Below are 22,348 nucleotides of genomic sequence, written 5' to 3'. Positions count from 1 at the left end.
GGTGTGGTGGCTCCGGGGTGTGCGGGGGCGGGGCGTGGTGGCTCGGGGGCGCCGCGGCTCGGGGTGTCGTGGCGCCGGGGTGTGCCGGCTCGGGGTGTACGGGCGTACGGGGTGTCGTGGTGCCGGCGCCCCGGCTCCGCGGGGCGCGCGGGAGGTCATGGCTCCGTCGCGAGCCGGGCGATCGCCGCCATGGGGACCGGCAGCCAGTCGGGCCGGTGCCGGGCCTCATAGAGGACCTCGTACACCGCCTTGTCCGTCTCGTACGCCCGCAGCAGCGCCGGGTCGTCGCGCGGGTCCGTCCCCGCCGCCTCCGCGTAGCCGGCGCAGTACGCGTCCCGGCAGCGGGCGGACCAGTCGGGGTTCCACGGCTGGTGGGTGCGGGCCGCGTAGTCGAAGGAGCGGAGCATGCCCGCGATGTCGCGGACCGGGGGGTGCGGGGTGCGCCGTTCGTCGAGCGGTTTCGCCGGTTCGCCCTCGAAGTCGATGACGGTCCACGCGCCGTCACAGCCGCGCAGCGTCTGCCCGAGGTGCAGATCGCCGTGGACGCGCTGGAGCCGGCCGGTGCCGGCCCGGTCGCCGGCCGCCGCGAAGACCGCGCGCAGCCCCGGTACGTACGGCAGCAGCGCGGGCACCGCCTGCGCGGCGGCGTCCAGGCGGGTGCCCATCACGGCCGCGAGATCGGCGGCCCGGTCCCGTTCGAGACGTTCGGTCGGCAGCGCGGTGGCCAGCGCCAGGTGCACCTCGGCGGTGGCCCGGCCGAGCGCGTGCGCCTCCGTGGTGAAGTCCCGCCCCGCGGCGAGCGCGTCCAGGGCGAGTCGCCAGCCGTCCCGCGAGCCGCGCAGATACGGCTGGAGCATCCCGAGGGTGGCCGCGCCCGACTCGAACCAGGCGACCGGCGCGGGGACCCGCGCGCAGCCGGCCCGGGCGAGGGCGAGCGGCAGTTCCAGGTCCGGGTTGGCGCCGGGCGAGACCCGCCGGAAGATCTTCAGGATGTACGAATCCCCGAATACCAGCGAGGAGTTGGACTGTTCGCCGTCCAGCATCCGGGGCGCGAGCGCGGGCGGCAGCGCGGTATCGGTGTGGAAGCGCAACGGCCCGGTCCGGCCGGGGGTGCGCAGCCGCTCGTAGAGCAGCCCGGCGAGCCGGGGGTCGGACAGCCCCTCGTAGACCGTCCGGCCGGTCAGCGGGCCCTGCCGGATCCGGCCGATGAGGGCGGGGGCGAGCTGGGACGGCAGCCGGGTCCGTACGCCGAGCAGCAGCTGGTAGCAGTCGGCGGGGGTGCCGGGCGGGCGGCCCGGCTGGTCGACCCGGACGAGCAGGTGCAGCAGTCCGGGTCCGGTGCCGTCCAGGGGGAGCAGCTCGGTGGCCGATTCCAGGGTGAAGCCGGTGACCGGACGGCCCTTGCCCGCGAACCAGCGCTGCCGGGGCAGCCAGGCGTGGAGCAGGGGGGTGAGGGCGGGGAGGAGGGTGGCCTGGGGGCCGGTGGACTCGGTGGCGGATGCGGTCTCCGGCATGGCGGCGCGTCCTTTCCCCACGGCAGACGGGTGGCGTTTGTATGGGTGTGCTCTCAAATGCGCCGAGTGTCCCGGATGGCGGCGCGGGGTGTCCGGCTGTGGGGGACGTGTCGGAGGGGGAAGATCCGTTTGGCCTGTCGGCTGTGCCCGGATGGCCGGGAGGGGCCCGGATGGGTGCGGGCCGGCCGGGGGAGGGGCGCGGGGCGCCGGGGCGCGTGGCGGGGCGCGGCGGGACGGGAGGCGAGAGCGCGGGGTGCGAAGTGGAAGGACGGGGCGGTACGGGGTGGGGGAGCGCGCGGTGCGGGTGCGCGGGGGAGCGGGCCCGCACCGCGCGGGCCGGGGCGAAGCCTCTCGGTGGGAGGGCTTCAGACGGCGTACTTCAGGCGGCGTACTTCAGCCGGCGGGCTTCAGGCGGAACCAGTAGAAGCCGTGCCCGCCGATCGTCAGCAGATACGGCAGCTCCCCGACGGCCGGGAACTCCACCCCGCCGATCAGCTCCACCGGCCGCGCCCCGGCGAACCGCCGCAGGTCCAGCTCGGTGGGCTGGGCGAAGCGGGAGAAGTTGTGCACGCACAGGACCAGGTCGGCCTCCTGGCCCTCCTCGGCGGGGGCTTCGCGGAGGAAGGCGAGGACGGCCCCGTTCGACGAGGGCAGTTCGGTGTACGAGCCGAGTCCGAAGGCGCGGTTCTCCTTGCGCACCTCGATCATCCGCTTGGTCCAGTGCAGCAGCGAGGACGGCGAGGCCGTCTGGGACTCCACGTTGGTCACCTGGTAGCCGTGGACCGGGTCCATGATCGCGGGCAGGAACAGCCGGCCCGGATCGCACGACGAGAAGCCCGCGTTGCGGTCCGGCGTCCACTGCATCGGGGTGCGCACCCCGTCCCGGTCGCCGAGCCAGATGTTGTCGCCCATGCCGATCTCGTCGCCGTAGTACAGCACCGGGGATCCGGGCAGCGAGAAGAGCAGCGCGGTGAACAGCTCCATCTGCTTGCGGTCGTTGTCGAGCAGCGGGGCGAGCCGGCGCCGGATGCCGATGTTGGCCCGCATCCGCGGGTCCTTGGCGTACTCGGCGTACATGTAGTCGCGTTCCTCGTCGGTGACCATCTCCAGGGTCAACTCGTCGTGGTTGCGCAGGAAGATGCCCCACTGGCAGCCCGCCGGGATCGCCGGGGTCTTCGCCAGGATTTCGGAGACGGGGTGGCGCGACTCGCGCCGTACCGCCATGAAGATGCGGGGCATCACCGGGAAGTGGAACGCCATGTGGCACTCGTCGCCGCCCGACGGGAAGTCGCCGAAGTAGTCGACCACGTCCTCCGGCCACTGGTTGGCCTCGGCGAGCAGGACCGTGTCCGGGTAGTGGGCGTCGATCTCCGCGCGGACCCGCTTGAGGAAGGTGTGGGTGGCGGGCAGGTTCTCGCAGTTGGTGCCCTCCCGCTGGTACAGGTACGGGACCGCGTCGAGCCGGAAGCCGTCGATGCCGAGGTCCAGCCAGAACCGCAGCGCGGACAGGATCTCCTCGCACACCCGCGGGTTCTCGTAGTTGAGGTCCGGCTGGTGCGAGAAGAAGCGGTGCCAGTAGTACTGTCCGCGGACCGGGTCGAAGGTCCAGTTGGACGACTCGGTGTCGACGAAGATGATCCGGGCGTCCGCGAACTGCTTGTCGTCGTCGGCCCAGACGTAGTAGTCGCCGTACGGCCCGTCCGGGTCGCTGCGGGACTCCTGGAACCACGGGTGCGCGTCGCTCGTGTGGTTCATCACGAAGTCGATGATCACGCGCATGCCGCGGGCGTGCGCCGCGTCGACGAACTCCACGAAGTCGGCCAGATCGCCGAACTCCGGGAGTACGGAGGTGTAGTCGGCGACGTCGTAACCCCCGTCCCGCAGCGGGGACTTGAAGAACGGCGGCAGCCACAGACAGTCCACGCCCAGCCACTGGAGATAGTCCAGGCGCGAGGTGATGCCCTTCAGATCGCCCACTCCGTCGCCGTCGCTGTCCTGGAAGGAGCGGACCAGGACCTCGTAGAAGACCGCCCGCTTGAACCAGTCGGGATCGCGGTCCTTGGCGGGGGTGTCCTCGAAGGTGTCGGGGACGGGTTCGTTGACAGTGGTCATGATGCGGGTGACCCTCCGGTCTGCGGGGACGGTCGCAGGGCCAGCACGTGCGCGGGAGCGACACCCGGCTCCAGGCGTACGTAGGCGGTCCTGCCCCAGTGATAGGTCTCGCCGGTGAGCTCGTCGCGCACCGGCGCGGTCCCGTGCCAGGCGAGACCGAGTTCCGGCATGTTCAACGAGACCGTCGCCTCCTGGGTGTGGTGCGGGTCCAGGTTGGCGATCACGATGACGGTGTCCGTGCCGGAGCGCTTGCTGTACGCGATCACGGCCTCGTTGTCGGTGGTGTGGAAGGTGAGATCGCGCAGCCGGCGCAGGGCCGGATGGCGGCGTCTGATCCGGTTCAGGGAGGTGATCAGCGGGGCGATCGAGGTGCCGTCCCGCTCCGCCGACTTCCAGTCGCGCGGCCGGAGTTGGTACTTCTCCGAGTCCAGGTAGTCCTCGCCGCCCGCGCGCAGCGGGGTGTTCTCGCACAGCTCGTACCCCGCGTACATGCCCCAGGAGGGGGAGAGGGTCGCGGCGAGCACCGCCCGTACCTCGAACGCCGGCCGGCCGCCGTGCTGGAGATAGGCGTGCAGGATGTCCGGGGTGTTCACGAAGAGGTTGGGTCGCATCGAGGCCGCCGACTCGCCGGACAACTCGGTGAGATATTCGGTGAGTTCGGCCTTGGTGTTGCGCCAGGTGAAGTAGGTGTACGACTGCTGGAAGCCGATCGCGCCGAGCGTGCGCATCATCGCGGGCCGGGTGAACGCCTCCGCCAGGAAGATCACGTCCGGGTCGGCCCCGTTGATCTCGGCGATCACCCGTTCCCAGAACACCACCGGTTTGGTGTGCGGGTTGTCCACCCGGAAGATCCGCACCCCGTGGTCCATCCAGTGCCGCAGGATCCGCACCGTCTCGGCGACGATCCCGGCCATCCCGTCGCCCGCCGCGTCGAAGTCCAGTGGGTGGATGTCCTGGTACTTCTTCGGCGGGTTCTCGGCGTACGCGATCGTGCCGTCCGGGCGGTGCCGGAACCACTCCGGATGCTCCGTCACCCACGGATGGTCCGGCGAGCACTGGAGGGCGAAGTCCAGCGCGACTTCCAGGCGCAGTTCGCGGGCCCGGGCCACGAAGGCGTCGAAGTCGGCGAGCGTGCCCAGGTCCGGGTGGATCGCGTTGTGCCCGCCCTCGGCCGAGCCGATCGCCCACGGCACGCCCACGTCTTCCGGGCCCGCCGTCAGCGCGTTGTTCGGGCCCTTGCGGTGGGTGGTGCCGATCGGATGGACGGGCGGCAGGTACACCACGTCGAAGCCCATCGCCGCGATCGCGGACAGCCGTTTCGCCGCCGTACGGAAGGTGCCGGGGACGGTCCGGCCGCGGACCTTCCGTACCCCTTCCGAGCGCGGGAAGAACTCGTACCAGGAACCGTAGAGGGCCCGCTCCCGCTCCACCCGCAGCGGCAACGCGGGGGAAGCGGTGACCAGTTCGCGCAGCGGATGACGGCCGAGCGGCGCGAGGACCCGGGGCGCGAGCGCCGCCGCGAGCCGCACCGCCGCCGGCCGTGCGGCGTCGCGCAGGGTGTCCGCGACCGCGAGGACCGCCTCCCGGTGGCCGCCCCGCTTCGGTACGCCCTTCGCGGCCCGCTCGTGCAGCTCCGCGCCCTCGGCGAGGACGAGTTCGGAGTCGATCCCGGCCGGGATCTTGATCCGGGCGGCGTGCCGCCAGGTCTCCAGCGGATCGCCCCACGCCTCGACCGTGTACGTCCACAGCCCCTCGGCGTCCGGGGTGACCTCGGCGCCCCACCGGTCGGTGCCCGGCGCCAGTTCACGCATCGGCGTCCACGGTCCCGGCCGCCCGGCCGGATCGCGCAGCACCACATTGGCGCCCACCGCCTCGTGCCCCTCCCGGAACACGGTGGCCGAGACCTCGAAGGTCTCGCCCACCACCGCTTTCGCGGGATGGCGGCCGCAGTCGATCAGCGGGCGGACATCCAGGACGGGAATGCGTCCCTTGTGCGGATTCACGGCATCACCTGATGGTTTGTGTACGTATGAGCGGTGCTGCGCTCTTTCTAGCCGTGACGGGGGCGCGGGGAAGGCGGGCACCGCCGCTCCGCCGCACGATCACCCGTACGGCGGTTATGAAGGGGGCACTCGGGGGTACACGCGAACGGCGCATCGGTGGTGGTGGGGCGGGTGGTGCCGGGAGCGGTGAGGGGGATGCGGGGGTGGGGGTGCGGGGTGGACGCTCAACCGCCCGACTTCATCAGTGCGAGCCGGACAGCGAGCCCCTACCGGCCCTCATCCCCTCGTTTGACGGAGAACGATCTCCCGCATATCCGATAGCCAGCGACGCAGCCGCACGCCCTGAGGCGGGAGAATCCCGAGCCCAAGCGTCGCCGCCGACTCCTTCAGCAGCTGATCCGATTCATTGACGACCAGAAATGCGCGGATCTCGTCCGCCACCTGCCGGAGGTCACTCTCCGAAGCATCCGAAACGTAGTCGTCCAGAGCCTCTCTGTACGAGGAGTACTCAAGCGAGAAATCCTGATGGAAGTACGCTCCCAGCATCTGTGAGAGCTCAGGAAATCGCTCTTTCCATTCCCATGAGGTCTGAGGAGGTGCCTGGGCAGGGGGTGCGGGCTCCGCGAGGAACTGCCGGAGATGCCCGCCGATCACGGCAAGACAATCCTCCACGCTCTTCCCGTGGGGAGGGCGGATATGAGGCAGGAGGTCGACCTCATCCGCGATCTCGTCGTTGAACAGACCGGTCCTGAGGAGGTCGTCGATCTCTGCTGCCGCCTCGGCTGCCCGCCCGGAGGCGGTTGCGGCCTGCCTCAGGTAGGCGCTGAGAGCGACTCCGCTGCGCTCCTCTGTGTCATCGAAGGCGTAACCGGTCACCTCATAGGAGCGCAACAGTCGGCGCAGCTCACGAAATCGGTCGTTCGGCGGTGTCACCTGTGCACGCCCTGTCTTGCCCTATGGGATGAGATGTGAAGTGAGGATTCACCGTGCCTGTCATCGTCGTCGGCGCGGCCCTCGCGTTCTTCTTCCTCGGCGCCACCGCCACCTCGAGAATTCCTGCGGAATTCTCGATCCGGGCGACGATCCGGCCCGTACTTGGTGTGGAACTCCTTGGCCTGGTCCTTCGTCTCCCCAGGCTGCCCCGGCTTTCGCCGGCGAGGCGGCAAGTGTGCCCAGGGCAGTGCCGAGCGCAGGGGAGCGGCGCCGGGGTCAGCCGGGCAGGTCCTCCGGGTCGTTCGACCACACCCGCCACTGCTGGGTCGCCACCCAGGTGCCGGCCTCCGCCGGCGTGATTCCCAGTGCCTCCGCCGCCATCCCGTCGTCCCCCGCGAGCAGCAGCGGATCGCTGCCCACCGCCAGATGGCGGTACAGCCCCGTCACCCCCGCCGCCGCGTCCGGGCCGAGCAGCCGCGCGAGCGCCCGTTCGAACAGCTCGGGCCGCAACGGCACATAGCGCACCGGCCGCCCCAGGCCGAGGGTGAACACCTCCGCCAGATCCGCGCCCGTCAGCGTCGCCGCCCCGCCGATGTCGAAGACCCCGCCCTCCGCGCCCTCCCGGACGAGCGCCGCGTGCACCGCCTCCGCCAGGTCCTCGTGCGAGAGCCACGCGACCGGCGCCGAGGCGGGCAGCGGATACGCGAGGATCCCCTCGTCGACGAGCGACGGCCCGTTCCACGGCGAGAACAGGTTGTCCAGATAGACCGGCGGGCGCAGCACCACCAGCGGCACCCCGCTGCCCCGCAGCACGGTCTCCGTCATCCGCCGCGTCTCGAACGCCGGGACCCCCGTGGGCTCCTGCGGCACACGGGTGTTGGCGTTGAACACCATGCGCCGCACCCCCGCCGCGCGGGCCGCCCGCGCGATGTTGCTCGCGTACCGGCGCACCCGCTCCGTGTCGTACAGCAGCGGCATGGTGACGACCGCGTGCGTCACTCCCTCGAACAGCCGCCCCACGGCCCCCTCGTCGGCGAGCCCGCCCGCCACGAAGTCGGCGCCGGGCAACGGCGGTCGGTCCCCCGCCGGGCGGCGCGACAGCGTCCGCACCCGGTGCCCCCGGGCGAGCAGCAGCCGGGCCACCGCCCCGCCCTGGAAGCCGGTCGCCCCGACGACCGCCACCCGCATCGGGCGCGACGCGGGCGCGGGCACCGCGTTCTCATTGGACATGTGTGCGGGAGGTCCTTCGCATAGGGTATGTGTGTGCTGCAGTCATCGTTCACTTACAGACTGTGGCGGCGGAGTCCTCCGTTCAATTAACAAATTGGGGCGGAAGTTGAAGGATCGTCCATGGAGACCGTGGGTACGAAAAGTCCCGGCCATCGCGCCGCCGGAGGCGTCGCAAACCGCACTGCCGGCCGGACCGGGACCGCATACGACGACCTGCTGAGCGAACTCCTCACACCCTTGCGCCTGACCGGAGTTCTCGACAGCCGCTGGCGCGCCCGCACACCCTGGGCCATCGAGGGCGAGGCCCTGCGGGACCGCGCCGCTCTTTACTACGTCGTCGACGGCGACTGCTGGCTCACGGGCACCGGCGGCCCCCCGCTGCACCTCGGTACGGGCGATCTCGCCCTGCTGCCCACCGGGGCCGCCCACCGGCTGACCGACCACCCCGGAAGCCGGGCGGAACCGGTCATGGCCCTGCGGTCCGGGCGCGGGACGGGACAGGGGCCGGGGCCGGGGCAGGGGCAGGGACAAGGACCAGGGTCGGGGGCCGAGGCGTTACGCCTGCCCGGTCCCCGGGTCCCGGGAGCACCAGTGGGAGCACGGGAGGCCGGGCGGCGGCAGGAGCGAACGCCCCTTGAACCGGGTGGATCCGGTACGTCCGGTGAGCCCGACCGGTCCGGTACGCCCGCCGAGATACGCGTCGGCGGCGACGGCCCCGAGACCCGGCTGCTGTGCGCGGGACTCCCCTACGACGCCGGCACCATCACCGATCTCTACCGGTCGCTGCCCGACGTCCTCGTCCTCGACCGCTCCCGGGTCGAGCGCGAACCCCTGCTCCACGACACCCTGAACCTGCTCGCCCGCGCCGGCCGGCCCGCCGGCCCCGGCGACCGGATCGTCACCCTGCGCGCCTTCGAGATGGCCTTCGTCCTCGCCCTGCGCCCACTGCTCCTCGACCTCGCCGAGGATCCCGAACGCCCGTACAGCCCGCCCCTGTTACGCCACCCCGGCATCCGCCGCGCCCTGGTGCTGATCGCCACCCGGTTCGCCGAACCCTGGACCATCGACATGCTCGCCCGCGAGGCCGGGATGTCGCGCTCCGCGTTCACCGCCGCGTTCAGCGGCCACGTAGGAATGTCCCCGGCCCGCCATCTCACCGAATGCCGGATGCGCGAGGCGGCCCGGCTGCTCACCGAGACCTCGCTGCCCCAGTCGGCGATCCCCGCCCGGGTCGGCTATCAGAGCGCCGTCGGCTTCCACCTCGCCTTCCGCAAGTGGTACGGGGAGACACCCGGGGTCTACCGGACCGCCGTCGGGGCGGGTTCGGGGGCCGGTACGGGTTCGGGTGCCGGTTCCGGGGCCGGAGCGGATGCCCGGCGGGATGCCGGGGCAGGTGCCGGGAAGGCCGTCCAGCGGGGTGCCGCCCTCGGCGACTGACACTGGCCGTCGAGACGAGGAGACGAGGGTGCGGTGATGGGATGCGGTGACGGGGGCGCGGTGGCCGACGCGCGGGGACGGCGGTGCGGGGGCCCGCCCCGTACCGCACCACCCCCGCCCCGCCCCACCGTCCCCGTCTGCGCCGTCTGTGCGCTCTGCGTGCCACCGGCCCGGCGCGTGGCGTGGTGCTTCCGCTCCGGCCCGCGCGCCGCCTGCCAAGGTGGACCACGTGAAGGCAATCCGTCGATTCACCGTGCGTCCCGTCCTCCCCGAGCCCCTCCGCCCCCTCGCCGACCTGGCCCACAACCTGCGCTGGTCCTGGCACGAACCCACCCGCGCGCTCTTCGCCACCGTCGACAGCGACCACGACGACCCCGTCCGCGCGCTCGGCGCCCTCGACGCCGGCCGGCTCGCGGACCTCGCCGCCGACCAGGACTTCCTCACCCGGCTGCGGGCCGCCGCCGACGATCTCGACCACTACCTCACCGCACCCCGCTGGTACCAGCGGCAGGCCGAGGCCGCCGCCGGCACGGCCGGCGCGCCGCCCGCCTCGATCGCCTATTTCTCCCCCGAGTTCGGCGTCGCCGCCGCCCTGCCCCAGTACTCCGGCGGCCTCGGCATCCTGGCCGGCGACCACCTCAAGGCCGCCAGCGACCTCGGCGTCCCGCTCATCGGCGTCGGACTCCTCTACCGCAACGGCTACTTCCGCCAGTCCCTCTCCCGCGACGGCTGGCAGCAGGAGCACTACCCGGTCCTCGACCCCGGCGAGCTGCCCGTCACCCTCCTGCGCGAGACCGACGGCACCCCCGCCCGGGTCACCCTCGCCCTGCCCGGCGGCCGCAGCCTGCACGCCCACATCCGGATCGTGCCCGTCGGCCGCGTCCCGCTGCTCATGCTCGACTCCGACGTCGAGGAGAACGCCCCCGGCGAACGCGAGGTCACCGACCGGCTCTACGGCGGCGGCAGCGAACACCGGCTCCTCCAGGAGATGCTCCTCGGCATCGGCGGCGTCCGCGCCGTCCGTACGTACTGCCGCCTCACCGGCACCCCCGCGCCCGAGGTCTTCCACACCAACGAGGGCCACGCCGGCTTCCTCGGGCTCGAACGCATCCGCGAGCTCGGCGGGGCCGGTTCCGGTACGACCGGTGTCGGTACGACCGGCCTCGGCGCGGCCGGACCCGTCCCAGGCGACTCGGGTACGGCCGGATCCGGTGGTACGGCCGGCCCGGCGCTCGACTTCGACAGCGCCCTCGAAGCCGTCCGCGCCGGCACCGTCTTCACCACCCACACCCCCGTCCCCGCCGGCATCGACCGCTTCGACCGCGCGCTCGTCGCCCGCCACCTCGGCGACGACGGCGCCCTGGCGGGCGTCGACACCGCCCGCGTCCTCGCCCTCGGCGACGAGACCCCGCTCGGCGGCGACCCCGACGTCTTCAACATGGCCGCCATGGGCCTGCGCCTCGCCCAGCGCGCCAACGGCGTCTCCACCCTCCACGGCGCCGTCAGCCGCGCCATGTTCGCCGGCCTCTGGCCCGGCTTCGACCCCGACGAACTGCCCCTCACCTCCGTCACCAACGGCGTCCACGCCCCCACCTGGACCGCCCCCGACCTCGACCGGCTCGGCCCCGACGCCACCGACCGCGAGCTGTGGGAGCTGCGCCGCCGGCTGCGTGAACGGCTCGTCACCGACGTACGGCGCCGGGTCCGCGCCTCCTGGCGGCAGCGCGGTGCCGAAGCCGCCGAACTCGGCTGGACCGACGCCGTCCTCGACCCCGACGTCCTCACCATCGGCTTCGCCCGCCGCGTCCCCTCGTACAAACGCCTCACCCTGATGCTGCGCGACAAGGACCGGCTCCGCGACCTGCTGCTGCACCCCGAACGGCCTGTCCAGCTCGTCGTCGCCGGCAAGGCGCACCCCGCCGACGACGGCGGCAAACGCCTCGTCCAGGAACTCGTCCGGTTCGCCGACGACCCCCGTGTCCGGCACCGCATCGTCTTCCTGCCCGACTACGGCATCGACATGGCCCGCGGCCTCTACCCCGGCTGCGACGTCTGGCTCAACAACCCGCTGCGCCCCCTCGAAGCGTGTGGCACCAGCGGCATGAAAGCCGCGCTCAACGGCTGCCTCAACCTCTCCGTCCTCGACGGCTGGTGGGACGAGTGGTACGAACCCGACTTCGGCTGGGCCATCCCCACCGCCGACGGTGCCGCCGACGACGAGGACCACCGCGACGACCTCGAAGCCGCCGCGCTCTACGACCTCGTCGAACACCGGGTCGCCCCGCGCTTCTACGAACGCGACGCCGACGGAGTCCCCACCGGCTGGACCGCGATGGTCCGACGCACCCTCACCGACCTCGGGCCCAAGGTCCACGCCGACCGGATGGTCCAGGAGTACGTCGAACGGCTCTACGTCCCCGCCGCCACCGCGCACCGGGCCCTCGGCCCGGACGCCGCGCGCGAACTCGCCGCGTGGAAGGCGCGGGTGCGGGGCGCGTGGGCGGGGGTGTCCGTCGACCACGTGGAGGTCGACGGGGTCGGAGGAGCCGGTGGGGTCGGCGGAGCCGACGCGGGTGCGGCCGGGGTGAACGGGGTCGGGGTGAACGGGGTCGCCGGTGACGCGGAACTCGGCGCCACCCCCGGCGTCCGGGTACGCGTCGACCTCGGCGGCCTCACGCCCGAAGACGTCGAGGTCCAGGCCGTGACCGGCCGCGTCGACGCCGACGACCGGATCCTCGACCCACGTGTCAGCATCCTCAAACCGGCGGGCGGCGGGCCCGACCTCGACGGCCGGATGCCGTACGAAGGTGCGCTGTCGCTGGACCGGACCGGGGCGTTCGGGTGCGCGGTGCGGGTGCTGCCCGCGCACGCGTTGCTGGCGGGGGTGGCGGAGATGGGGCTGGTGGCGGTTCCGGGTGGGGTGCGGGGCGCTGCGCTGGGCTTTGCGGGTGGGGTGGGGTAGCGCGGGGCGGTGCGGTGCGCTGCGCTGTGCGGGTGGGCGTGGCGGGGCGTGGGGGCGCGTTCGGGGTTGCGGGGTGGTGCGCTGGGGTTTGTGGTGGGTGCGCGGGGGCCGGTCCGGGGGTCGTGTTCTGCACTGCATGATTTACGGCGCGGGCGCCTCCGTAGTGCGTGAAGCGCTCTACTCCCGCGCCACAAATCACGCTTTACGTTTCGAACACGACCCCCTTCCCGGCCCCCGCTCCCGTCCGTCGTCCGCGCACCGCCCCGCACCCCTCCCGCTTGAGTGGGAGGGGAGGGGGTGGGCGGGTGTTGGGTGGTACCCGTCTGCCGGTGGGGGTGGGGAGGAGGGGGAAAGAGGGGGGAATCAGGGCAGCTTGCTCTTGTCCGCCAAGTGGCCGTCCTCGTAACACAGGCGATAGACCGGGATCGCCGCCAGCAGCGTCGAGCGGTAGTAGAAGCACTCGTCCATGCCGTGGGGTTCGGGTGGGGCCGCGTGGGGAGGGCCGTCGAGGGGGCGGGCGGGGAGGAACGGGGTGATGTACGGGCGTGGGGTGCCGACGTGGAGGCGGGTGTAGTCCTCGGGCTCCAGGTAGGTCTGGTGCTGGGTGTACAGGCCGACGCCCGCCATCAGGGTGCCGAGGGCGGTGAGCAGGGCCAGCGGGATCCAGATGGCCTGGGCGAGGCCCCGGCGTACCTGGCGGCGGGCCAGGTCCAGTTCGCGGGCCGAGCGCGGGGCGGTCGGCCGGGGGCTGGGGGAGCGCAGGGGGAGGGCGGCCGACAGGGTGAAACCGCCCTCGGGGGTGGCGCCGTGGCGGAGGGTGCCGCCCGCGAGGCGGACCCGTTCGTCGAGGCCGACCAGGCCGGTGCCGCCGGACGCGAGGCCGGGGCCCGGGGTGCCGTCGGCGGGCGGGGTGGTGACGTCGGCGTGGACATGGGTGCCGTCGGGGGTGTGGACCCGGACCCGGACCGGGGCTCCGGGGGCGTGTTTGGCGGCGTTGGTCAGGCCCTCCTGGATCACGCGGTGGACGGCGCGGGCGGTCATGCCGGGGACCGGGCCCGTCGTGTCGTCGAGGGCGACGGTCAGTCCGGAGGCGCGGGCGCGGGCCACCAGGTCGGCGACCGACTCGTCCGGCGGCGCGACCGGGGCGTCCTCGCCGTCCTCGCGCAGTACGCCGATGATGTCCCGCAGCCGGCCCGTCGCGTCGGCCGCCGCGCGCCGCAGTTCGCCGGCCGCGCGCTGCTGCTCGGGGCCGAGCGCCGGGTCGAGTTCGAGCGCGCCGGCGCGCAGTGCGAGCAGCGCCAGGTCGTGGCCGAGGGAGTCGTGCATGTCGCCCGCGATCCGGGACCGTTCGCGCAGCCGCTCCCGGTCGGCGACCGCCTCCTGTTCGCGTTCCATCCGGTCGGCCAGTTCCCAGCCGCTCCGCACCAGCCGGTCGTACTGGCGTACGTACCGTCCGATCAGCCAGGGCGCGACGAGGGTGAGCGCCCCCGAGAGCAGCAGCGCGAACCACTGGGTGAGCGCGCCGCCGGTGGCCAGGATCCGGGCGAGTCCGGCCACTGGTACCGCCGCGAACAGCCACAGCGCGGGCCGGGTCCGCTCCGCGCGGCGTCCGGCGAGATAGCCGAAGGCGACCAGCGCGAGCGCGTACGGGGGTGTGAACAGCTCCGGACTGACGGCCAGCGAGCCCGCGGCCGCCAGGACCAGCGGCACTGTCGGCCACCGCCGGCCGAGGGCCATCCCTGCCGCGAGCACTGCCGCACCGGCGGCGACCCGGTGCCATGAACCGCCGTCGTCCGGGGCGGAGAACAGGACGACCGGGACGCACAGCAGCAGCCACAGCAGCCCGTCGAGCACCCGCACCCGCACCCGCACCCGCGCCCGCACCCGCACCCGCACCCGTGCGCGGGCGCGGACGCCGTCAGGCATCGGGGACCAGGCCCGCCTCGTGCGCGAGGATCGCGAGCCGCACCCGGTTGCGCAGCCCGAGCCGGCCGAGGACCGCACTGACGTGCGCCTTCACGGTGGCCTCGACCACGTGCAGACGCGCGGCGATCTCCTGGTTGGACAGTCCCGCGCCGACCAACGCCACCACGTCCCGCTCACGCCCCGTCAGCCCGCCGAGCCGGGCGCGCGCGTCGGCGGCGCGGGTGAGACGGGCGCCGCCGAGGGTGTCGATGACCCGGCGGGCCACGGCGGGGGAGAGGAACGCGGCGCCCTCGGCGACCGCCCGTACCCCCGCGATCAGTTCCCGCGGATCCCCGGACTTCAGCAGGAACCCGCTCACCCCGCAGGCCAGCGCCCGCTCGATGTACGCGTCCTCGGAGAAGGTGGTGAGGACGACGAGCGCCGTGCCCGGCGCCACCCGCCGCAGCTCCTCGGCCGCGCCGAGGCCGTCGAGCCGGGGCATCCGGATGTCGAGGAGGACGACGTCGGGCCGGTGGACGAGCGTGAGCGCGACCGCCTCGTGGCCGTCGCCGGCCTCCGCGACCACCTCGATCCCCGGGTCGGTGGCGAGGATCGCCCGTACCCCTGCCCGGATCATCGTCTCGTCGTCGGCGAGCAGAACTCGTACACGGGATATCGGGGGCCGGGCGTGGGGTGTCTCGTCCATGTTCCTCAGGCTACGGGCGCGTCCTTCGGCGACCGGCACGGTGGCTGCCCCGCCGGTCGCCTCGGCTTGACCTCGACCTCGGTTGATGTCCGAGGCTGCTGTGCGCGGCACCGGCCGCGACGCGGGCCGCAGCGTAAGCCGTGACCCGCGAACTGCCTCTCCTGTGAAGGAGGTTCGGTCATGAGCGGGACAACGGCTGGCGAGGGGGCCGGCAAGGTGAGCGGCGAAGAGGTCGGCGGGGTGACCGATGAGGTGGCCGCAGCGGCTGCCGCGTGGATCGGGCGGCGGGCGCACCCCCTCACCACGTTCGATCCCGGGGCTCCGACGGCCGATCTCCGGCCGCTGGCCGGCATCGTGCGCGATGCCCGGGTCGTCGCGCTCGGCACCTCGACCCGCCAGTCCCACGAACTGTCCGTCCTGTCGCACCGGATGGTCCGGTTCCTGGTGGAGGAGCTGGGATTCCGTTCGCTCGCGCTGGAGGGGGACGATCCGGTACGGCTCGGCCTCGACGCGTACCTCGCCACCGGGGCGGGGGACCCGCGCGCGATCCTGGCCGGCGCCCGGTCGTTCTGGCGGACCGAGGAGATCCTCGGCCTCGTCCGCTGGATGCGCGCCTTCAACCGCCTGCACCCCGGCGACCAGGTCCGGTTCGCCGGATCCGTCGGCGATCCGCGCCGCCCGGACTTCCAGCCGGGCGACCCCGCGGGCCTGGAGTCGGCGCTGGCCGAGGACGTGATCCGGTCGTACGAACGCACCGGGGAACGGATCGTCTGGTGGGGCGGCATCGCGCACACCGCCGACGGCCGTCCGCGTACCGTCTCGTCCTCCGGCTTCGCACCGGTGACGCACCGGAGCGCGGGCGGCCGCCTCCGCGAGCACTTCGGGTCCGGTTACGTATCGCTCGGCCAGCTGTTCCATCACGGCACGGCCCCGTACCCGCTGCCCGCGCCGCCGGCGGACTTCGCCGAGACGGTCCTGGGCGCCGCCGGGCCGGACGTCTATCTGCTGGACCTGCGCGCCGACAGCCCGGCTCCCGTACGGACCTGGCTCGACGCCTGGACCAGGACGCGGCTGCTCGGCCCCCACTACGACCCCGCCGACGACGCCGGCCACCACCTCTCCGGCGGCTCTCTCGCGGGCTGGTTCGACGCCGTCGTCTTCGCGCGCGAGGTCACTCCGGTCCGCCTGCTCCCGGACGCGGAAACGGGGGGTGGCGGGCGCTGAGGAGAAGGAACCTACTGCCTGCGGGTGCCGGATCCCGCTTTCGGTACGAGGGTGGTCGCGGAGTGCCGTGCGATCAGAGTGGCGACGTGGTCCCATCGGCCGTAGCCGTCCGAGGTGGCCAAGTGTCCGCCGCCCGGGACCACTTCGACGGTGCTGCCCCAACTCGGCCAGGTCCAGGCCCCGTTCGAGCGAGAGGAAGGGGTCGTTGTCGGAGAGCACCAGGTGCGTTCTCATCCTCAACCTGACTGTGGACAGCGGAGCTTGAGGCGTGATGGCTCCGGGAGCGCCCGGGGCCTCGACGTCGGCAGGGGCGACCAGGAGCGCGCCGGCGACCCGGGCGTCGTGGTGGATGGCGGCCCACTGGGCGACGGTCACCGCTCCGCAACTGTGCCCGACGAGGAAGACCTCGTCGTCGGCGGCGCGCACGGCGGCGTCGAGCCGGGCGACCCAGCCGTCGCGTTCGACGGTGTCCCAGTCGTCCTGGATGACCCGCAGGAAACCCTCGTAGGTCTCTTCGAGATGGGTCTGCCAGTGGTCGGGGCCGGAGCCGGTCCAGCCAGGGACCGTGAGGTAGAGCATGGGCCGTTTCTCCAGAGGGGGTGGGCGAGGCCGGCGGTGGCGGCGGGGAGGTCGAAGCGCCGTTGCAGGGCCTCCCGGAGGCTCCCCCCGAGGCGGCGCGGCACTTCGCGGACCTCCTGGCCGCCGGCGACCAGTGAACGCGGCGGGCGCTGAACGGGGCGACCGCTGAACGGGCCGGGACTACGGACGTACGCCCGGCGCCCCCCCCACACACAAGCCCCGGACACGCCGAAGACGGCCCTCCGGGCGAAGTCGCCCTGAGGACCGTCCTGGTGATGCGAGGTGGTGACGCGGTGCGGGGTCAGGTCCGGCGGCGGTAGGACCGCCGGATGCCTGTCGGCGTCATGCGCTTGCCGACGCTTCCCCGCACTTCCCGGCACTTCCCGGATTTACGGGAAGGTCAGCTTGAAGCCGTTGATGTAGCCGGTGTCGCCGGAGTACATGTCCTGGACACGGAGCTTCCAGGTGCCGTTCGCGACCTCGCTGGAGGCGTTGACGGTGTAGGTCTCCTGGACGTTGTCGGCCGAGTCGGAGATGTTGGCCGCCTTGAGGGCGTAGACCGCTCCGCTGGGACCGACGAGGTCGATCTTGAGGTCACCGCGCCAGGTGTGGATGATGTCCACGCCGACCTGGAGGTTGGAGGGCGCGTTGCCGGTGATGCCGGTGACGTTCAGCGACGAGGTGACCGCCGCGGCGCCGCCGTCGGCGATGGCGACCTGGGTGTTGTTGCTGAACACCGTGCCGGTGCCGGGCGGGTTGCCGCCACCGGGGCGGGTGCCGACGTTGATGCCGGCCCAGGCGTTCTCGACGGCCGTGACCTCGGCGCTGCCCGCGCCGTACAGGTCGGTGGCCGCCGCGACGGTGCCGGTACGGGCGGCCGCGTAGTTGGTGGAGGACGTGAACTTGGTGCTCAGCGCCCGGAACCAGATCTTCTCGGCCTTGTCCCGGCCGATGCCGGTGACGGGCAGGCCGTCGGAGGTCGGCGAGTTGTAGCTCACGCCGTTGATGACCTTCGCGCCGCTGCCCTCGGACAGCAGGTAGAAGAAGTGGTTGGCCGGGCCCGACGAGTAGTGGACGTCGACGCTGCCGATGCCGGAGTACCACGCGTCCTTGGACGCGCCGTCCTTGGACGGCTTGTCCATGTAACGCAGCGGCGTGCCGTTGCCGTTGATGTCGATCTTCTCGCCGACCAGGTAGTCACCCGGGTCGCTCGGGTTGTTGGCGTAGAACTCGACCGCCGCCGCGAAGATGTCCGAGGTGGCCTCGTTGAGGCCGCCGGACTCGCCGCTGTAGACGAGGCCCGCCGTGGCGGCGGTGACGCCGTGCGACATCTCGTGCGCGGCCACGTCGATGGACGTGAGCGGCTTGGCGTTGCCGGAGCCGTCGCCGTACGTCATGCAGAAGCAGGAGTCCTGCCAGAAGGCGTTGACGTACCCGCTGCTGTAGTGGACGCGGGAGTACGCGGCGACACCGTCACCGCGGATACCGGTGCGGCCGTGCACGTTCTTGTAGTAGTCCCAGGTGAGCGCCGCACCGTAGTGCGCGTCGGCGCCGGCGGTCTCCTTGTTGGCCGGCAGGCCGTTGCCCCAGGTGTCGGTGGTGTTGCTGAACAGCGTGCCGGTGCCGGACGTACCGTTGTTCAGGTTGTACGTCTTGTGGCCGCCGCGCCCGGCGTCCGTCAGGGTGTACGAGCCGGAGGTGCCCAGGGTGACCTGGCCGCTGTACTGCGTGTTGCCGACGCCGGTCTCGACGCCCTGCCACTCGTACAGCTTGGCGCCGGTCTTGGCGTCCGTGACGACGTGCAGCTCGTTGGGCGTGCCGTCGTGCTGGAGGCCGCCGACGACGGTCTCGTACGCGAGGACGGGCTTGCCGTCGGCGGCCCAGACGACCTTGCGCGGGGCGCGGTCGGCCTTGGCCTTCGTGGAGCCCTTCGCGGAGGCGCGGCCGAGGGCCTGCTTCTCGGCGGCGGCCGGGGCGACGGTGGCGGCGGAGGCCGCGGTGTCGACCTTGGTGATGTCGGCCTTGGTGGCCTTGTCGACCGACACGGTCGAACCCGCGGTGTTCTCGGCGACGATCAGGTCGCCACCGAGGACGGGCAGTCCGTCGAGGGTGCGCTCGTAGCGGGTGTGGACGGTGCCGTCCACGTCCTTGACGACGTCACGGACGACCAGCTTCTCCTGGGCGGCGAGGCCGAGCTTCTTCGCCGTCTTGGCCGAGTCCGTCTCGGCGGCCTTGATCAGCGAGGCGCGCTGGGCGGGGGAGAGCTTGGCCGGCATCTTGCCGGGGTTCTCCTTGCCGGCGACCGGGGCCTTGGACGCGGCACCGTTCGACGCGGCGGCGGTGCCGGTCTGGACGCCGACCACGATCATGGCGGCGGCGGCGATGAGCGCGCCGGTCGCGGTGGCGCGGCGGCTGGGCGTGGATCTCACGCGGACTCCTTTGCGAGGGGGGTACCGGACGGCTGGGGGAGCCGCCCGGCGGAGCAACAGCGCTGTGAAGCACGGCGCAACACGTTCGGGTGATCAGGTGAACGTTGATGCGACGTTGAGCCGGGGGAGACATTGGCAGCCCCGGAAGGCACCTGTCAGGAGCGCGTCAACAACTTGGCCGAAAGGCGTTCGGTGCGCGTACGTGGGCGTTCGTTGACCGGACGTTTCGTCAACCGGAAGATGATCGTCAAGAATCCGCTTGGTCCCGTGGAACCTGGCCCGGGGCATGTTTCCGGGGTGTGTCGTGCGGATGTCGCACCCTCGGTCGGACGAGGTTCCTGGGTGGCTTGTTCTGATCGTCCGCATAGCGAACGCCGACTCCGGTGCGGAAGGGGCGGACGGGGTGAACCGGGTCCTGTGGGACGGAAGAAACCGGGTCGGCGAGGTTTGACGGCCGAGCACACCGGGCAGCCCGCCGCGGGCCCGGAGGCGCCCGGATCCCGGTACGAAGCAGCCCGCCCTCCGGCCCCGGGGTGCGGGGACGGAGGGCGGGGGGCGGGAGGAGACGGCGGGGACGGAGGGCGGGCGAGGGGAAGCGGGAGCGGCGGGGGACGTACGGGCAGGGGGGGCGTACGGACAGGGGGGGCGTACGGACAGGGGCGGGGGACGTACGGACAGGGGGCCGGGGCCCGGGAGGGGCCGGGCGACCGCCGGACGCGACCTGGTCGCCCCTCCGACCCCACAAGCCCCTACAGGCCCTCAGCCCCCCCGCCCCTCAGGTCTTTCGGAGCCGCCAGTACTGGCCGTCGGCCCGGGCGAGCAGCTGCTCCTCCACCAGATAGCGGCGCAGCGCGGCCACATCGGGGTGGACCTCCCGCAGGAGGTCGTTCACGGAGCGCTCCGGGTAGCGCCGGTCCGGTTCGAAGAGCCGTACGAGCTCCTTGAGGAACACCAGCCGCTTGCCGCGCTTCGCGGGGATGACCACCGGCGCGGGCGGCCGCTCCCGGCGCGGGGACGCCTCCCGCCACACGTCGTCCACCGCCGACCAGCCGTCTCCCGTCCGGGTGACGAGACCGGCCTGCTCCAGTGCGGCGAGCGCCTTCGCGCCGCGCGCCGGAGCCAGCCCCAGCCGCTCCGCGACACCCTGGGCGGTGTCGGGGAGCAGGACGACGGCGCTGTAGACCCTGCGCCGGGTCTCGTCGGCCAGCGCGGCGACGAGGGCCCTCGCGGGGTCCTCCGCCTCGCGGGCGGCGGGCTGTTCGGGGACGGCGCCGGCGGGAGTGGTCGGGCCGGTGGGAGTGGCGGGGGCGGTGGAGCCCGCGGGGCGGGCGGGGCCCGCAGGGGCGGCCGGCGGGTCGAGCAGGGGCGGTGTGGCGGAGTCCGTCTCGCCCAGTGCCGCCAGCTCCTCGGAGAAGGAGGTGCCCCGGTCGCCCTCCCATGTCTCCCGCTTGCGGATCAGCAGCAGCCCCGTCTGCCGGTGCTTGTGCGGTTCGTCGAGCGCGAGCACGTCCATCCCCCCGCCCCCGGCGGCGGCCTGCCGGCGCAGCTCCTGGAGCAGCGGGGTCGGCACGATCCGGCCCGCCACGCGCGTACGTCCCTCGGGGTCGCGGGTCTCGACGGTGGTGGCGATGTACGGCTCGTGCAGGACGACGGTGCCGCCCAGGGGCACCCGGGGCCACAGGGAGGTGAGGAACGCGGCGTCGTCGGCCTGGGTGCCGGCGTCCAGCCAGACCAGGTCCAGCGGCCCCCAGGAATCGAGTTCCTCGTCCGTCAGGTCGAAGAAGTCCCGTTCGATGAACGTCAGCATGTCGTCGAGGCCCAGCGCGCGAGCGGCCTGGAGCACCTGGTCCGCGGAGGTGCCCGGCACGGAGATGTCGTCGACGACGAGCAGCCTCGGGGCGTAGTCCGCCAGCGCGGCACGGGGATGCAGGACGGAGGCGCGCTCGGGTTCCGGGCTCTCACCGCCGATGATCCGCCGGTCGCGCGCCGCCTCGGCGCGGGCGTCGGCCAGCCCCAGCAGCAGATGCAGGGTCGACGACCCCGCGCCCACCTCCAGCACCGTGCGCGGGCGCGACATCGTGGCGAAGGCCCGCAGGGCGGGGCCTGCGTTCTCGGTGCCCATCCCCGGACGGGTCAGTGCGGCCAGCGCGTCGGCAATCGGGTCACTCAAGGGTTGTCCTCTCTCCGGCCCGCTCTCGGGCCCGTTCTTCGGCCTGGCGTGGCAGTACGGGCGGGGACCGGACGCGAAGCGGGTGCGAACCGGACGCGAACCGGGTGCGGGCCGGGCGGGGGCCGGTCACGTCCCGTTCGGCCCGCCACCCGCCGTTCGTGCATGGCGCCTCTCGACGTGTGGCCGGGCAGGACCCGCCCGGCCACACCGGGCCCTGGCCACACCGGGCCCCGACCACATCGAACCCGGTCAGCCGGCCGTGACGGCCCGGAGCATGCCGGCGAGGAGCATTCGGTCCGCCAGCGCGTGGAGCCGCTCGGGAAGAGAGCCGTACGGCACACCGCCGTCGGCCCCCGCCCCCGTTCCCGTCCCCGTCCCAGCCCCCGTCTCCGCGCCCCGCCACAGATGCAGGGCCGCCTCGCCGACCTTGAGGAAGTTGCCCGTGGGGAGCGCGGCCAGGACCCGGGTGCCCGGCTCCCGTTCCACGGCCCTCGTCCACGCTTCCCGTACCAGCAGCGGTCCGTTCGCCGGATCCGCCGAGGCGGCGGCGAGGACGTCGGTGGTGCCGGGCGCCGGGTCGGACGCCAGCAGGCCGAGCCGCAGCAGCCCCACCAGAAGGTGGTCCACCGTCTCCTCGTCCCCTCCCCACCGCTCGCGCACGGCGGCCGCGGTCGCGCCCTCGGCGAGGAGCGCGCCGACCGGGCGTGGCACCTCGGCGAACGCGGGCGGCTCCGTACCGAAGAGGACCGTCACGGCGTCGCCGTCCTCCAGGAACGGCACCGGCGTCTCCTGGACCCGTACGCCCCGGGGCGTACGAAGCACCACGCCGGCGGGCAGCCGGCGCGGCCAGACGAGGCGGTCGAGTTCCCGGGGCGCGGGCGGCGGCGCGAGCCGCAGCACCGTCTCCCCGGCCCGGTCCGGCTCCGACCAGGCGAGCTCCCACGCGAGGGGCAGCGAGGCGCCGGTCTGGGCGCAGAACCGGGGGATGACGGGATCGAGGACATCGGGGTGACGGGTCACGACGCTTGTTCCTCCGATACCGGTGCAGGCGATACCGAGCAGGCGGAGCCGGGGGGTGTCGCCTGGACGATCCGGTATCCGTCGTGGATCGGGAAGTCGGCGTCGGCGCGGAATCCGAGCGTGT

General features: G+C 73.1%; 13 protein-coding genes and 1 pseudogene. 3 read left to right on the top strand and 11 right to left on the bottom strand.

Annotated features, from left to right (window positions below):
• Window positions 1-155: 155 nt before the first annotated feature.
• From ABZ990_RS26140 to ABZ990_RS26120, 5 genes are all read right to left on the bottom strand, one after another.
• Window positions 156-1,514 (bottom strand): maltokinase, encoded by a 1,359-nt coding sequence (locus ABZ990_RS26140; RefSeq protein ID WP_361236321.1) that lies wholly within the window; start codon window positions 1,512-1,514, stop codon window positions 156-158.
• Window positions 1,515-1,907: 393 nt separating this feature from the next.
• A complete protein-coding gene (gene treS / locus ABZ990_RS26135; protein WP_361236318.1) occupies window positions 1,908-3,626 on the bottom strand; it encodes a maltose alpha-D-glucosyltransferase in 1,719 nt (572 codons plus the stop codon).
• Window positions 3,623-5,629 (bottom strand): alpha-1,4-glucan--maltose-1-phosphate maltosyltransferase, encoded by a 2,007-nt coding sequence (locus ABZ990_RS26130; protein ID WP_361236315.1) that lies wholly within the window; start codon window positions 5,627-5,629, stop codon window positions 3,623-3,625. Before ABZ990_RS26130 ends, treS begins: the two co-directional genes overlap by 4 nt.
• A gap of 276 nt (window positions 5,630-5,905) precedes the next feature.
• Entirely contained in the window at window positions 5,906-6,505 is a 600-nt protein-coding gene (locus ABZ990_RS26125; RefSeq protein ID WP_361236312.1) for a contact-dependent growth inhibition system immunity protein, read from the bottom strand.
• Between the two features lie 333 nt (window positions 6,506-6,838).
• Entirely contained in the window at window positions 6,839-7,792 is a 954-nt protein-coding gene (locus ABZ990_RS26120; RefSeq protein ID WP_361236309.1) for an NmrA family NAD(P)-binding protein, read from the bottom strand.
• A gap of 120 nt (window positions 7,793-7,912) precedes the next feature.
• Here ABZ990_RS26120 and ABZ990_RS26115 point away from each other — a divergent pair, with 120 nt between their 5' ends.
• Window positions 7,913-9,229 (top strand): AraC family transcriptional regulator, encoded by a 1,317-nt coding sequence (locus ABZ990_RS26115; protein WP_361236306.1) that lies wholly within the window; start codon window positions 7,913-7,915, stop codon window positions 9,227-9,229.
• Window positions 9,230-9,458: 229 nt separating this feature from the next.
• Window positions 9,459-12,191, top strand: coding sequence for an alpha-glucan family phosphorylase (gene glgP / locus ABZ990_RS26110; protein ID WP_361236303.1), 2,733 nt, complete (start codon window positions 9,459-9,461; stop codon window positions 12,189-12,191).
• A 363-nt stretch (window positions 12,192-12,554) separates the two neighbouring features.
• Here glgP and ABZ990_RS26105 read toward each other — a convergent pair whose 3' ends face one another.
• Together ABZ990_RS26105 and ABZ990_RS26100 are read right to left on the bottom strand one after the other, a co-directional pair.
• Window positions 12,555-14,117, bottom strand: coding sequence for a histidine kinase (locus tag ABZ990_RS26105; protein WP_361236300.1), 1,563 nt, complete (start codon window positions 14,115-14,117; stop codon window positions 12,555-12,557).
• Window positions 14,110-14,802 carry a response regulator transcription factor gene (locus ABZ990_RS26100; RefSeq protein WP_361236370.1) on the bottom strand — a complete coding sequence of 231 codons (693 nt, stop codon included), beginning with the start codon at window positions 14,800-14,802 and terminating at the stop codon, window positions 14,110-14,112. Before ABZ990_RS26100 ends, ABZ990_RS26105 begins: the two co-directional genes overlap by 8 nt.
• A gap of 180 nt (window positions 14,803-14,982) precedes the next feature.
• Here ABZ990_RS26100 and ABZ990_RS26095 point away from each other — a divergent pair, with 180 nt between their 5' ends.
• Entirely contained in the window at window positions 14,983-16,026 is a 1,044-nt protein-coding gene (locus tag ABZ990_RS26095; protein WP_361236297.1) for an erythromycin esterase family protein, read from the top strand.
• Window positions 16,027-16,200: 174 nt separating this feature from the next.
• Here the strand turns inward: ABZ990_RS26095 and ABZ990_RS26090 are convergent.
• The 4 genes and pseudogenes from ABZ990_RS26090 to ABZ990_RS26075 form a co-directional block, all read right to left on the bottom strand.
• Window positions 16,201-16,605, bottom strand: a pseudogene (locus tag ABZ990_RS26090) (alpha/beta fold hydrolase); the annotation flags it as partial.
• Between the two features lie 389 nt (window positions 16,606-16,994).
• Window positions 16,995-19,034, bottom strand: coding sequence for a M4 family metallopeptidase (locus ABZ990_RS26085; protein WP_361236294.1), 2,040 nt, complete (start codon window positions 19,032-19,034; stop codon window positions 16,995-16,997).
• Between the two features lie 775 nt (window positions 19,035-19,809).
• Window positions 19,810-21,204, bottom strand: a complete 1,395-nt coding sequence (locus ABZ990_RS26080) for a DUF2087 domain-containing protein (protein WP_361236290.1) — start codon at window positions 21,202-21,204, stop codon at window positions 19,810-19,812.
• Window positions 21,205-21,453: 249 nt separating this feature from the next.
• Window positions 21,454-22,224 carry a hypothetical protein gene (locus ABZ990_RS26075; RefSeq protein WP_361236287.1) on the bottom strand — a complete coding sequence of 257 codons (771 nt, stop codon included), beginning with the start codon at window positions 22,222-22,224 and terminating at the stop codon, window positions 21,454-21,456.
• Window positions 22,225-22,348 lie beyond the last annotated feature (124 nt).

It is taken from the genome of Streptomyces sp. NPDC046203, assembly GCF_040646255.1.
Classification (GTDB): domain Bacteria; phylum Actinomycetota; class Actinomycetes; order Streptomycetales; family Streptomycetaceae; genus Streptomyces.
The sequence above is the reverse complement of the archived record's forward strand: the minus strand, read 5'-3'. Positions and strand labels throughout refer to the sequence as shown.